The sequence below is a fragment of the Clostridium sp. FP2 genome (genome assembly GCF_011065955.2).
GTDB lineage: Bacteria > Bacillota > Clostridia > Clostridiales > Clostridiaceae > Clostridium_AD > Clostridium_AD tagluense.
This window is the reverse complement of the sequence record NZ_JAAMNI020000001.1, coordinates 2286092-2301249: the sequence shown is the minus strand read 5'-3', so window position 1 is coordinate 2301249 and position 15158 is coordinate 2286092. Positions and strand designations below refer to the sequence as shown.

The window sequence follows — 15158 nt, the reverse complement described above, 5'->3', positions numbered from 1 at the left end:
TATTTACTATATCTACTTGTTATGTAGGTATTAAAGTTTTATTGAGCAATGGTAAAACTGGCGAAATCATGCTAATTATATTTTAATTTTTGGAAAATGATGCATTAATAAGATTGAATTAACAATATAGGTATGTTAGTATTATTATCAAATAGAAAATGTATTTAGGGGGAAATAAAATGAGAAAAAAAATGCTAACAAGTACTTTTTTTATACTTTTGCTAAGTATATTATTAGTAAATACATTTAAAATTCAGGTATTTGCTCAAACAACAACTAAAATAACAACTCCAGCAGAGTTTAAATATGCAATTAAACCTCAATTTGATAAGGTATATGATTTCAGTGAAGGTTTGGCAAAAGTTAGAGTCGATGGTAAATATGGACTTATTGATAAAACTGGTAAAATTGTTTGTGAGACTAAATTTAATACTATAGATAAGTTTAGCGAAGGCCTCGCAATAGTTTCTGTGGATGGTAAATATGGATTTATTGATAAAACTGGTAAAATTGTTTGTGAACCTCAATTTGATAAGTTATATGATTTCAGCGATGGTTTAGCAAAAGTTAAAATCAGTGGTAAATATGGATATATCGACAAAACCGGTAAAATTGTTTGTGAACCTGAATTTAACTTGATATATGATTTAAGTGAAGGTTTATCAATATTTGGTGATAAAGGTATATTAGTTGATAGAACCAGTAATACAGATATTAAAACTAATTTTAATAAGACAGGTAATTTCAGTGAAGGTCTCGCAATAGTTAAAGTTGGTAGTAATTATAAATTTACTACTAAAACCGGTAAAATTACTGATCTAGTTGTTAAAAATGAATTTGGTAATATGTATAATTCCGATGAAGGTTTGAACATTGATTTTTCTGGTAAATCCGACTACTTCAAAGAAGATTTGGCAAAGCTTTGTGTTAATGATAAATGGGGCTTTATTGATAAAACCGGTAAAATCGTTTGTGAACCTCAATTTGATGAGGTAAATCTTTTCAATGAAGGGATAGCAAAGGTTAAACTTAATGGTAAATATGGGTTTATTGATAAAACTGGTAAAATCATTTGTAAACCTCAATTTGACTTTGCAGATGTTTTCAGTGAGGATGTAGCAACGGTTAGCGTTGATGGCAAATACGGATTTGTTGATAAAACTGGCAAAATCCTTATTAAACCTCAATTTAATGTTGCAGGTAGTTTTAGTGAAGGCTTAGCAATGGTTTACCTTGGCGGTAAATGGGGATTTATTATGAATCCTCTTACTAAATAATCTAAAACTCAAAGCAAATTGTGCATAGGGGTATCCAAAATGGGTACTTCTATTTTTTTATATATTTTAAATAATAAGCTAAGCAAATTTACAGATTCACTGTTATAATAATATAGGGTGAAAAAAATAATGAAGAAAAAATATATATTAGGATTTTTAATTATAATGACTGTACTTATATTTACGAATAGTTATTTCAAGATAGAGCACAACATGAGCATAGCCGAGTATCTTACAACAGACAATAGCCTAAATGCCTCCGAAATAGCATATTTGAAAGAACATGGCGGCTTGATATATGGATCAGATCAAACTACTCCACCGCTAAGATATTTAAATCCTGATAGCGGACAATATGAAGGGCTTGTAATAGATTACATCAATGCTCTTTCTATAGAACTAGGAGTCAAAATAAAGATGAAACCTATGATTTGGAATGAAGCCCTTAAGGCCCTTGAAAGTGGAGATATAGATTTTTGTGATATGCACGCTTCCACTGAGCGCGCACACAACTTTATATTTACGAGCCCCATATACTATCAAAGAGGGGCTGTATTAACAAAAAAAGATAATACTAGTATAAAAACACCTCGAGATTTAAAAGGAAAAACTATAGCGGCAATAAAAGGAGACTATGTATTTGATCATTTAGCTGAAAATTATACTGATGTACGTGGAGTTAAAACTGACAATCTAAGAGATGCTATTAGCCTCCTTCAAAAGAGTAAAGTAGATGCGGTCCTTGGAGATGAGTCAGTAATAAACTATTATTTGACTGGGGAAGGTCTCAGCCGCGAATATTCAATACTAAATGAATACTTGTACGAAAGAGACGCGGTAATAGGAGTAAAAATAGGCAATGAAATATTAGTAAAAATAATTAACAAAGCAATATACCAGCTGCAAAAGGATAATACTATGGAAAGAATAGATGAAAAGTGGTTTGGAAAATCACCGCTAATCATGAAAAATAAAAATGCTGAAAAATATATGCTTTTAGTTAAATATGCTGTACTCCTAGCAATGCTAGTCGCACTATTTTTTTACTACTGGAACAGAGAATTAAAAAAGGAAGTCAAAAAACAAACAAATGCACTTAATATATCAAAAAATGAATTAGAAACTACTTTCAATGGACTTACCACTCATTTAATGGTAGTTGTAAACGAGGACTGCTGCGTGTCAGAATCTAATACAGCATTTTGCAAGTATATAGGGTACACCGTAGATGAAGTGAAACATATGCACTGCAAAAATGTTAACGGAATACTAGGAAGTAACTGTGAGGTCTGCCTCATTAAAGATATATTTGAAACCAGAACTTCAATAGAAAAAGCAGTAGAATATCAAAATAGAACATTCAAAGTGAGAACTTATCTGTTAGATAAAGTACCAAACACTAGAGAGCGAGTACTTGTCATGATGGAAGATATCACTGATCTAAAACTTTCAGAACAAAGAATGTTACAATCAAGTAAAATGGCTGCAGTAGGGCAGCTTGCTGCAGGCATTGCACACGAAATCAGGACGCCTCTTGGAATCATTAGGAACTATACCTATTTACTTAAGCGTATGGAAAAAGAAGAAGATAAAAAAGAGGCAATAGATATAATAGAAACTTCAGTGACTAGAGCCAATAAAATCATAGATAATCTTTTAAATTTTTCAAGGCTTTCTGATAACAAAGTGCATAGCATACAAGTCAAAGATTTCATATCAAATCTTTATGAACTTAATAAAAAAGCCTTGCAGGAAAAACATATAGAATTCAAGTTAGAGGTGGAAAGAGATTTAGAAGTAGAACTATATAGTGAATCACTGAAACATGTCTTGCTAAATCTTTTTTCAAATGCCAGGGATGCCATGAAGCAAGGCGGTATACTTCAGGTTCAAGCATTCAAAAAACTTGGAAATATAATCATAGAAGTATCTGACACAGGCACAGGCATGAATTCAAATACGCAAATGTACTTATTTGATCCATTCTACACCACTAAGCAAGTGAGCGAAGGCACAGGACTTGGGCTATTTATTGTTTATAACGAAGTACAAAAAATGGAGGGAACTATTAGAGTGGAAAGTAAAATTGGGGAAGGCTCAAAGTTTATAGTCACACTTCCAACAAAGATGCAGGGACCCATACTAATATTGAAATAGGAGATAACAAATGAAGAATAAAAATTATGGAATATTAATAGTAGATGATGAAGCCGCATACTCAAAAGGACTAGCTAAAATACTTGAAATTGAGGGATATCTCATAGAAACAGTACGCTCAGCAGAAGATGCTCTAGAAAAAATAAGGAACAAAAAATATCAGATGGTAGTGACGGATTTAATGATGGATGGAATGAACGGCATAGAACTTTTAGAAAAAACATTAGAATTAAATAAAGATATCAAAGTCATAGTCATGACTGCATATGCTACTGTACCTACCGCAGTAGATGCCATGAAAAAAGGAGCATTATCTTATTTTGTAAAAGGAAATGATCCTGTTGAACTAATAGACGAAATAGAAAAAGTATATGAAGAGTACAAAAAATCAGAACTACACTCTAAAACATATGATAAAAAAGAAAACTCACTTCTTGAGTCAGAAAATAGAGAATTCAAAAAAATTATAGATATGGCTCGAAAAGTAGCCGAAACAACCGTTAACGTCATTTTGCTTGGTGAATCTGGAGTAGGAAAAGAGGTATTTGCAAACTACATCCATACTCAGAGCCAGCGCAAAAATAAACCCTTTGTAGCAGTGAACTGTCATGCGCTATCTGAAAGTGTATTAGAATCCGAACTATTTGGACATAGCAAGGGAGCTTTCACTGGTGCCACTGAAGATCGAATTGGTAGATTTGAATCAGCTAACATGGGAACCTTATTTCTAGATGAAATAGCTGACATGCCATTATCCACACAAATCAAATTACTAAGAGTTATTGAAGAGAGGGCAATAGAAAAAATAGGTAGCAACATAACTACACCCGTTGACTTTAGACTGATAACAGCCACCAATAAATCTATAGTAAAACTAATAGACCAAGGACTATTTAGAGAAGATTTTTACTATAGAATCAACACCATCATCATTGAAATACCACCTTTAAGGGAACATAAAGAAGACATATATGATTTGGCTAGTAAATTCATAACTAAGGCCTCCATGCAAATGAAGAAGGAAATACACACCATAGAGCCTGAAGTTTGGGAATATTTAAACCAGTATGACTATCCAGGCAATATACGAGAATTTAAAAACATAATCGAAAGGCTGGTAGTATTTAGTGAAAATGGTGTAATATCAAAAGATGATTTGCTAATACATGAAGTTCCAGCTACAGACTGTGAAGGTGATCAAACATTAAAAGCATTTAGGTCTGCAATAGAAAAAAAATACATAGAAACAGTCCTTGCCAAAAATAACTTTAGTATGACAAAAACAGCAACAGTATTAGGTATCACTCGAAGACAGCTACAAAATAAAGTCAATGAATATGAGATACAAAAGTAAAAGCGGGAAATTTTTTTCCAGGTTAGGTGGAAAAAAATTTCCCGCTTTATTATGAAGATAGAAATTAACAGTAAACATTTACAACTGCATTCTAAAAAATAATCCTAATAAATATAGACACGTACTAATTTTTACTAGAGTTTTAAACTTTTTTCAGAAAAATTCGAAAATTAAAAGATTTCGGCATAGTAATTGCTACATAGAGTAGTAAAGGAAATAATCACAAGTCATTTATTAATGATCTAAGTATTACAAAAATTTATTCATCTGGAGGTATTCTTATATGAAAAATTCAACAAAACATGCAGTTGTTATAGGTTTTGCACTATTTGCAATGTTTTTCGGTGCAGGGAACCTGATTTTTCCACCATTCCTCGGAAAAGCTGCTGGAAGCGCATTTCTTGCATCCATAATAGGTTTTCTCATTACAGGAGTTGGTCTTCCACTAGCTGGAGTAATTGCCTGTGCCAAAATTAATGGTACTTATGACAAAATGGCCAATAGAGTAGGTAAAAAATTTGCTGCAATAACCGGTGTAGCCTTAATTCTTGTTATAGGACCGTTATTTGCAATTCCAAGAACTGCTGCAACAACTTTCGAACTTGGAATACATCCTCTATTTCCATCTGTGTCACAAAACATAATAGTTGTATTGTACTTTGCAATAACACTTGCATTTGTGCTTAAACCTTCTTCAATAATCGATAATATAGGTAAAATACTTACACCTGCACTTTTATTAATGCTAGCTATAATTATATTTAAAGGAATAATAGATCCTATTGGACCAATTGTAAATACATCTTACAAAGGTGGATTATCAAAAGCTTTAATAGAAGGTTATCAAACAATGGATGCTATGGCTTCTGTTATATTTGCAGGAATAATCATTTCATCTGTTAGATCAAAAGGTTATGAAAATGCAACTGATATAATGAAGATGACTATAAAATCAGCACTAGTTGCTGTAGCTGGACTGGCCTTTGTATATGGTGGACTTATGTATCTTGGAACACAAACAAGTACTTTGTTTCCAGCAGATATAGCTAGAACTAAACTAGTTACAGAACTTGTTAAGTTAGACCTAGGAAGTATTGGTGCCGTTGTTCTTAGTTTATGTGTTGCTCTTGCATGCTTAACAACTGCTATAGGATTACTTGCAAGTGGAGCAGAATTCTTTGCTAATCTTTCAAATAATAAAATATCTTACAAAACTGCTGCTGTTGTTATGGCTGTTGTAAGTGGTGGAATAGCTACAAAGAATGTTGATGCTATAATTTCACTCGCAGGTCCTGTACTACAAATTTTATACCCAATTGTAATTGTTCTTATACTTATTACATTGCTTGGTGATAAAGTTAAAAACAATAAGGTTGTTGCTATAACAACCTACACAGCGCTATTTGTAAGTATTTTAGATACTATAAATGGTATATATCCAAATAGCATTGGATTCATTAAATCTATTCCTCTAGCCAGTGCAGGATTCGCATGGGCTGTACCTACTTTAATAGTTTTTGTAATTGCCAGCATTTCAATAAAATCAAAAGACGATGCTGTAAAAGTAGAATCAGAAGTAGCATAAATATATCAATAAAAAAACAACATTCTATTACTAGAATGTTGTTTTTTTATTGTATAAACAATTATTTTACAAGCTCTATTCCACAGCTTGCACCAATTCTTGAAGCTCCATTTTTTATCATATCTTGCATTTCCTCTTTAGTATGAATGCCTCCAGAAGCTTTAACTCCCATATCAAATCCAACGGTTTCTCTCATTAGCTTAACATCCTGTGCTGTTGCTCCGCCCTTTGAAAATCCAGTAGAAGTTTTCACATAACCTGCACCAGCTTCTTTAGCTAAAATGCATGCTCTAACTTTTTCCTCATCTGTTAATAAACATGTCTCTATAATTACTTTAACTAATTTATCTCCAGAAGCTTCCACAACTTTCTTAATTTCATCTCTTACATAATCATCATTTCCTGATTTAAGTTGTCCAATAGCAATAACCATATCCACTTCATCAGCGCCATCTTCAATAGCAACTTTTGTTTCATATACTTTAGAAGCTACAGAAGCTGCTCCTAGTGGGAAACCTACAACAACGCAAACATTAACATTTGAATCTTTCAATTGTTCATGCGCAAGCTTAGCCCAACTTGTATTAATACAAACTGAAGCAAAATCATAAGTTTTAGCCTCTTCAATAATTTTTAAAATATCCTTCTTCGTTGCCTCTGGTTTTAGTATTGTGTGGTCGATATACTTAGATATTTTCATTTCTTACAACTCCTTGTATTTTGTCTATACATTTATAATAGCACTTAATAGAACAAATGTAAAATAACATTTTTACATTTGTTCTATTGTTCCTTGCTTTATTGTCAGAAAAAGGCTACTGAGGAATATTCAGTAGCCCTTTTCTATTATTCTATAAGCAATAATTTAGCAGTGAATTCGTCTGTTACTAGTGTATTCGCTATTCTTGAACTTAATGCACCATGCAAAGCTTCAATTTTTCTTTCTCCACCTGCCACCAAAATAGTTCGTTCTTTGTTTTTCAATTCTTCCAGTTCTATTCCAACTATTCTACTATTTATTTTTTCATCACATATTTCACCCTTCTTGTTGAAGAACCTTGAGCATACATCACCAACTGCATTCTCCTGAATGCGCTTTATCTCCTCTTTATTAAAATAACCTAGTTTAAATAATAATGCATCATCTTTAACTGTACCTATGGAAAAAACAGCAATATTTGCTTGCTTACCCATTTCAATTATTTTATTTATATGACTATCTTTTTCTGTAATTGTTTTTAATTCTGGTGTATCAAATATAAGCGGCAATGGTAACGATCTTCCCTTCGCATGAAAGGCATTTGTAAACAATTTATTCACCTCTGGAGCATATGTATTAATATCAGTATGACTTAATCCTCCTTTAAGTTGTACAACTTGAACACCCTTTAATTTTTTTTCAACTAAATGCGTGGCTATAGCATACATAGTTGTTCCCCAGCTTATTCCAATAATATCGTCATCTTTAACAATACTATGTAAATACTCAGCTGCAGCACGCCCTATATGTTTTTTTATTTCATCATCATTATTTAATGGAGAATAGGCAACAATAGCATCATCCAAATTATACTTATTTTTTAGGGCTATTGATAAATCATCCGATATATCTGATGGATCATTAATTTGAATAGTAACATAACCTCTTTCCTTTGCATAATTCAATAACTTTGATACTGTAGGCCTAGAAATATTGAGTAGCTTTGCAATTTGATCTTGATTGTATTCTGATTGATAATACAATCTTGCAACATTTATACTTTGTCTATCTTTATCTTTTTCCATTTTTTAATCTCCCGTTATAATTAATATAGGACTTGTAATCTCTTCTCCGATTTCAAAAAATGCATTTAACAAAATGATACACTCGTCCCTCCCACTTCCTTAAGCATTATATTAATATCATACCATATCTTTCCTAAAATAATACTCAATTGTTGATATAACTATTATAAGTAGAAGTCGATTAAGCGAAATTAAGTATTTTTATTTTGCGTATAATAAATATCTTTATAGATATAATAATAATGGATAAATTATTAAATCACACAAAGGAGATATGAAATTATGATAAAAAACAAACCAGATGATAGACGCGATAATGTAGATAAAATACAACATAATATTAGTAATACTATTGAAAATTTTCATCTTACCCAGGAAGCTATTGAAAAAACAGATGATGGAAAAATGAAAAAAACACTAGAAGAAAAAAATGATAGAAGAGAAGATGCTATTAATGGTATGAAATCAGAAATGAGAGACGAGTCAATAGATAAAAGAAACGGGTATAGATAGATTCAAATTTAAGAAAATGGAATAGTTAATAACTAATTGCACTTTAAGGCAATTAGTTATTAACTGTCCCTATCTTATTATCTTTTTACCAAAGGAAATGCTATAACATCTTTAATTGAATAAGCTCCTGTTAAGAACATAATCATTCTATCAATACCAATTCCTAGTCCTCCTGCTGGTGGCATACCAGTATCAATAGCCACAGCAAATTCTTCATCCATTGGACTCGCTGTTTCAAGCCCAGCCCTTAGCTTATTTGCTTGTTCATGTAAAAGCACTCTCTGCCTTAGTGGATTATTAAGCTCCGAGTAAGCATTCCCAAGCTCAACTCCATAAGCAAAAGGTTCAAATCTTTCTATAAGTTCTGGACTGATTCTATGCACTTTGCAAAGTGGTGAAGATTCAGCCGGATAATCCATTACAAAAGTAGGTTGTATAAGCTTGCCCTCACTGTATCCTTCGAATAACTCTATAATAAGTTCCCCTTTTGACGCTTCTTGTATAACTAGGCCTACCTGCTGTTTTTCCACTAGTAAACCTTTTTCATTTATACTTTTGGCAATTTTTTCTCTTGACATGTGTTCTACGTCTATTCCGGTTTCCTCTTTTACTAAATCACACATAGTAGCTCTTCTCCAGGGTGCTTTAAAATCTATCTCTACACCATCACAAGAAACTTTTGTGCAGCCATTTATTTTATTAAAAACATACTCATAAAGATTTTCCATAAGTTGCATCATATCCTTATAATCTGCATACGCCATATAACATTCAAATAGAGTAAACTCTGGATAATGTGTTCTGTCAATCCCTTCATTTCTAAAGGATCTTCCAAGTGTATAAACTCTCTCAATTCCACCAACCATAAGTCTTTTTAAATAAAGCTCTGGAGATACATTCATATATACTTCAGAATCTATTGCATTTACAAATGTAACAAAAGGCTTTGCCTCTCCACCGCCATATTTGGTATCAAGAATTGGGGTTTCTACTTCAATAAACTCTTGCTTATCTAAAAATTCACGAATAGCACCCATTGCCTTTGAGCGTTTAATAAATCTTTCTTTTACTTCATTATTCATAATCATATCCAGTGAACGGTGTCTTTGTTTTAAGTCAGCATCTTGAATACCATGAAATTTTTCTGGAAGTGGTCTTATGGATTTTGATAACATTGTCACATTATTTGATCTTATTGTAATTTCTCCTGTTTTTGTTCTAAAAACAGTCCCCTCTACTCCAATTATGTCTCCGATATCAATAAGTTTCAAAAACTCGAATTTCTCCTCGCCCAAAACTGTTTTATTAAAATACGCTTGAATGTCCCCTTCTTGATCTCTTAATGTTAAAAATACTACTTTTCCCATTTTTCTCATAAGCATTATTCTTCCAGCTACAACAAAGGATTGATCTTCACTTATATTTTCAAAGTTATCTATGATAATTTTAGAATGTGTCATATTTTTAAAACTGTATGGATATGGATTTACACCTTGCTGCATCAGTTCATTTAATTTTTTAACTCTCTCAACAACAAATTCATTTGCATCTGACATAATAGTTTTTAAATTTTCAATATTAACATAATTTCTAAACATAATAATACCACCTTTTTTATTAATATTTTAATGCTTTCCAAGCCTGAAATTATAAAATTAATCATAATAATTAACGTACTTTCAGATTTTATAATTTTTTAAAATAAAAAAACTCTCACCCCCAAGACAATATAGTCTTGGGGACGAGAGTATCTATTTTCGTGGTACCACCCCAGTTTATCAATATGTCACCATATTGAACTTGTAAAGTACGGCATAAAGAATCCACTAAAGTGGCTTCATCAACGACTTTAAAATATCGCTAAATAATGCTTATACTATAGCTCTATAACGGGAGCTCCCGGCACAGTCTACCCCTAAAAATTAGGCTCAATGTGAAACTCAAAGGCCTTTTTCGATAATTAATTCTTCCTCCTTCTCAGCAAACGGGAGTTCTCTGTAAAAAAATCACTATATCTACTCTTCTCATCATCGTCTCTATACTTGTATATTTTCAGTATTCTATCATAAATATTTTTCAATGTCAACTATTCCAGTTATTGTAACCTTAATTTTTATGATCCGTTTATGATAATGTCTTACTATACCACATTTGATTATGTCCCAAATATGAAAACATTGTATAATAAACCTCATGACTAGAAATGAGGTGCTGATAATAAGAAAGGTGAATTTAACTATGGAAGAAATGGATAAGTACTCTACTATAAAAAAATTAATAGAAACAGATGGCAATAAAAAGCGAGCAGCTATCGCTCTCAATTGTTCAGTTAGGCATATTAACAGAATGATTAAGGGGTATAAAGAAAGTGGAAAAGGATTCTTTATTCATGGTAATCGAGGGCGAAAGCCTGCGCATGCCCTTGATGCTAATACAAAGCAGTTAATCCTAGATTTATACTGTACTAAATACTTTGAAGCTAATATTACCCACTTTTCCGAATTGCTAAAAAAGCACGAGAATATAACGGTTTCAGCTAGCACCATTCATTCTATCCTTATGCAGGATTTCATCCTGTCCCCTAAGGCGAATCGTGCTACAAGAAAAAGGATCAAGGCCGAATTAAAAGAACTGCAAAATTCAACTACTTCTATAAAAGAAATTGCTAAAATCCAAAGTTCCATAATTGCTGCCGAAGATGCACATCCTAGACGTCCAAGGTGTGCTTATGCAGGCGAAATGCTTCAAATGGATGCTTCTGTACATCTTTGGTTCGGTAACGAGAAAACTCAGCTGCATATCGCAGTAGATGATGCTACTGGCGCTATTGTGGGTTCTTATTTTGATCCACAAGAAACTTTAAATGGATATTATCATGTACTACACCAAGTACTTACTAACTATGGTATTCCCTACATGCTATTCACTGATAGACGTACTGTCTTTGGATATAAGCAAAAAAGTTCCCCTTCAGTTGAAGAGGACACATTTACACAGTTTAGCTACGCATGTAAACAATTGGGTATAGAAATTAAAACCAGTAGTGTTCCGCAAGCCAAGGGACGCGTAGAAAGAATGTTTCAGACGTTACAATCACGCCTCCCATTGGAAATGCGACTAGCTGGTATAAACACAATTGAGCAAGCAAACGAATTCTTAAACTCCTACATAAAAGAATTCAATGCTCAGTTTGCATTACCTGTTGATAATATCAAATCTGTCTTTGAAACGCAACCTGATATTGAAAAAATCAACTTAACACTTGCCGTATTGACCAGTAGGAAGGTAGATAACGGAAGTTGTATCAAATTTAAAAAGAATTATTATTTGCCTGTTGATTGCAATGGATATCCTGTACATTATCGCAAAGGAACAGTTGGAACGGTAATTCAATCATTTAATGGCGAGATTTTCTTGTGTGTAGATGAGAAAGTTTATGCGCTAGATTTATTACCTGGACATGAACTCTCCTCCAAAAACTTTGATTTAGCAGTTCCAAATACCCAACCTAGCAAACGCTACATACCACCAATGAGTCATCCTTGGAAACAAGATTCATTTGAGCGGTATTTAAAGAAACAGGCTCACCGTAACAATAATGTAGCATAGAAACACTAAAAATCTGTTCATTTTAGATCTTTGAAAAAGACAATCTTCAAAGGTTTATTAAGTGAACCCAAAACATACTTTGATAATAGATTAAGAAACTGACCAATGGAAGTCATAAATAATAAAATCAAATTAATAAAAAGAAATGGATTCTCATCCATTAGCTACGCTAATATAAATAGAAGGATTCATACACATTTTCAAAAATGACCTTTAAGCTTTAATGTATCAAAATTTAGAAGCCTACGGCTAAAAGATATTTAGAAAAGATTTTAGGAAAATTTCAAAGTAATTAAATAATCTTATAGCCACTTTGTGCAACATTCATTAAGTAACCAAAATTAATAAAAGCACCAGAAAAACTGGTGCTAATGTTTTAAATATTTGAGGACATTTTCAAAAATGCTTGACACTATTCCAGTTATTGTAACCTTAATTTTCCAGTTATTGTAACCTTAATTTATAAATAAACTGGCGAAATTGTATATGTACCACCAAATATTATTACTAAGCCGATTATATGCATTAAGTCTGAGTATAAAAATTTATCTAAAGAAAGTAATTTCAACATTGTAAGTATGCCTATAAAAAAATCATCTAGACTACCCCCTGCTCTATTATGGACAGATCTTTTAAATAAAAATGGTACTCCAAAGTCTCCTAAAGAGATAAATGATTTAATGGCTTCAGATACTATATTCCTTTACTTTTCCTCATCCCATTTAAAAAAAATCTAAGTCTCCCTCTTTTATTAGAACTACTTTGAATTTTATCTAAGTCCCCACCATCAATATGTTTCCTATATACTACTAAATCATTTTCTTTAATTTTATAATATATATACTTACCTATCATTTGAACTTTACAGACATTACAGTTCGTTAACTTAGTAACAGAAAATTCATTTACATCAAGGACATAAAGCATGTTTTCTACGTATTTAAGTTCCATATCAGTAACACCTTCGTAAGTAAAGAACATATGCTTATTAAAGATTCCTAATATTTTATTACACTGACTCATTTCATAAAGTTTTTCTCCCGTTTCCAAATCCTTAATTATTGTCAAATCAGAAGTACTATCCATATACACAATATATTTACTATAATAATAATATACATCCTTATAAAAAAGTTCTGCTACATCCTCTACTTTTCCAGCTCCAATATATAGTTTTCTTAATAAATCGTTTCCATAACAAGCATTTCCCGTTCTCTTATAATATATATAATCATTAAAATAATATAAATCTGAAATATTTCCCATAGATTCATATACAACCGAAATTTTTCCGCATTGTATTGGCATAGACTTTATATGATTTTTATAATTAGATTTCTCGCTATAATATATCATTCCCTTTTCAACACAATAAGCAGTATATGAAGTTAAATTTTTACATATTAAATGTGTACCTTTACCTTCTAAGTCACATTTATTTAACATAATTTTTCCATATTTCTTTATAGTATAAAATATTTCATTTTCTTTTATAAAAATATTTTCCACATTGTAATTGATTACCATATCTTCTTTACCACTGTATTTGCATATTTTGTATAATTTGTATTTTCGCAAAGGATCTATATAATAAATATACTCTTCTACTTCTACATAATTATTTATATTAACCCTATTATAAGCATGAAGTAAGTCCACTGAACTGTCTATATCAGTAATTTTTTTACCTATGTTTTCCAATTTATACCCCCGCCTCTAATCTTTAGCTTTTAATATTTAAATTAATTATTCATATTATATTAATCGTACACTTATGTATAAAACTTAATACCCAACATTTAAAAACAACATAAGAATGTATATGCATAAGATGTTTTGATGATTATAATATTGAGACTTTTCTCGCAATTTAGTTGCTTAACGTGTTATAATTCTATTAAAGCATTAGAAAATATTAATTTATGGAGGGATACTATTATGGTAGATAAATTACAAACCCCAGAAGAAAATATCCAATATGAAGGTAATAACATAATAAGGCTTTTTGTTTATGGTACGCTTATGAAAGGAAATAGCCATCATGATGAATTCTTATCAGGCGCCAGATTTGCAGGGCATTTTATAGCTGACGGTTTTCAATTATATGATTTCGGTAATTATCCGCTAATAATTCAAAATGAAATCGATAAAGTCCGCGGAGAGATGTATATTGTCGATAGTAATATATTAGACAAAATAGATATATCTGAAGTTAAAGGTAATTTATTTTCAAGAAAGTTAATTAGAGTTATTAATGATAATGATGAGGTTCAAGAAGCTTATGTCTATGTGTATAATAAAGATGTTTCAAAGAATGTTAAAGTTAGTCCAGACAACCCACCTAGGGAAGCGGTAAAAAGAAACGATTTTGTTTGGTATGCAAGCTATGGATCTAACCTAATTTATGAAAGATTGATAAGTTATATTAAAGGTGGAAAGTGTAAATTTAATGGAGTGAGTTATGAGGGTTGTAGAAATAAATCACTACCAAAGGATACTAGACCAGTAACTATTCCTTATAAAATGTATTATGGTAATGAAAGTTCTCCTTGGGGAAGTGGTGGAATTTCATTTTTAGATACTCAGAGCAGGGGTCAATCTTTAGGTAGAATGTACCTTATTACTGAAGAACAGTTTGAAGATATTTCAAAGCAAGAGGGAAGTGACGAAAATTGGTATAATCAGAGTCTTTCCTTAGGCGATTACAATGGTGTTGAAATTGTTACTATTACTAATAAAAATACAAGACCATCACACAACCCTTCTGATAATTATCTTGAAGTAGTCAGAATGGGGATAAAGGAAACCTACCCTGAAATGAGTGACTTTGAGGTAATGAAGTATTTAGTTGAATGTGGAATCGAAAAGAGATAGCTTC

11 protein-coding genes and 1 other annotated feature are annotated in these 15158 nt (G+C 31.7%); of the genes, 7 read left to right on the top strand and 4 right to left on the bottom strand.

Annotated features, from left to right (window positions below; all coding sequences use genetic code 11):
• Positions 1–179: 179 nt before the first annotated feature.
• The 4 genes from G9F71_RS11035 (at position 180) to brnQ (ending at position 6373) form a co-directional block, all read left to right on the top strand.
• Positions 180–1277 (top strand): WG repeat-containing protein, encoded by a 1098-nt coding sequence (locus G9F71_RS11035; protein ID WP_164948254.1) that lies wholly within the window; start codon positions 180–182, stop codon positions 1275–1277.
• Between the two features lie 129 nt (positions 1278–1406).
• Positions 1407–3434: a transporter substrate-binding domain-containing protein gene (locus G9F71_RS11030; protein ID WP_164948255.1), complete on the top strand. Its 2028-nt coding sequence runs from the start codon at positions 1407–1409 to the stop codon at positions 3432–3434.
• A gap of 10 nt (positions 3435–3444) precedes the next feature.
• On the top strand, positions 3445–4788 hold the full coding sequence (locus tag G9F71_RS11025; RefSeq protein WP_164948256.1) for a sigma-54-dependent transcriptional regulator: 1344 nt from the start codon (positions 3445–3447) through the stop codon (positions 4786–4788).
• A 283-nt stretch (positions 4789–5071) separates the two neighbouring features.
• Positions 5072–6373: a branched-chain amino acid transport system II carrier protein gene (gene brnQ / locus G9F71_RS11020; RefSeq protein WP_164948257.1), complete on the top strand. Its 1302-nt coding sequence runs from the start codon at positions 5072–5074 to the stop codon at positions 6371–6373.
• A 61-nt stretch (positions 6374–6434) separates the two neighbouring features.
• Here the strand turns inward: brnQ and deoC are convergent, their stop codons facing one another.
• A complete protein-coding gene (deoC, locus tag G9F71_RS11015; RefSeq protein ID WP_164948258.1) occupies positions 6435–7073 on the bottom strand; it encodes a deoxyribose-phosphate aldolase in 639 nt (212 codons plus the stop codon).
• A 146-nt stretch (positions 7074–7219) separates the two neighbouring features.
• Positions 7220–8158, bottom strand: a complete 939-nt coding sequence (locus G9F71_RS11010; RefSeq protein WP_164948259.1) for a sugar-binding transcriptional regulator — start codon at positions 8156–8158, stop codon at positions 7220–7222.
• Positions 8159–8443: 285 nt separating this feature from the next.
• Here G9F71_RS11010 and tlp point away from each other — a divergent pair, with 285 nt between their 5' ends.
• Positions 8444–8671: a small acid-soluble spore protein Tlp gene (gene tlp / locus G9F71_RS11005; RefSeq protein ID WP_164948443.1), complete on the top strand. Its 228-nt coding sequence runs from the start codon at positions 8444–8446 to the stop codon at positions 8669–8671.
• A gap of 77 nt (positions 8672–8748) precedes the next feature.
• Here the strand turns inward: tlp and lysS are convergent, their stop codons facing one another.
• Entirely contained in the window at positions 8749–10269 is a 1521-nt protein-coding gene (gene lysS / locus G9F71_RS11000) for a lysine--tRNA ligase (RefSeq protein WP_164948260.1), read from the bottom strand.
• 136 nt (positions 10270–10405) lie between these two features.
• Positions 10406–10711 (bottom strand) — a binding site (T-box leader).
• A gap of 198 nt (positions 10712–10909) precedes the next feature.
• Here lysS and G9F71_RS10995 point away from each other — a divergent pair.
• Positions 10910–12280, top strand: coding sequence for an ISNCY family transposase (locus G9F71_RS10995; protein WP_164948261.1), 1371 nt, complete (start codon positions 10910–10912; stop codon positions 12278–12280).
• A 693-nt stretch (positions 12281–12973) separates the two neighbouring features.
• Here G9F71_RS10995 and G9F71_RS10990 read toward each other — a convergent pair.
• On the bottom strand, positions 12974–13981 hold the full coding sequence (locus tag G9F71_RS10990) for a hypothetical protein (RefSeq protein ID WP_164948262.1): 1008 nt from the start codon (positions 13979–13981) through the stop codon (positions 12974–12976).
• A 237-nt stretch (positions 13982–14218) separates the two neighbouring features.
• Between G9F71_RS10990 and G9F71_RS10985 the strand changes: the two genes are divergently transcribed.
• Positions 14219–15154, top strand: a complete 936-nt coding sequence (locus tag G9F71_RS10985; protein WP_164948263.1) for a gamma-glutamylcyclotransferase — start codon at positions 14219–14221, stop codon at positions 15152–15154.
• Positions 15155–15158 lie beyond the last annotated feature (4 nt).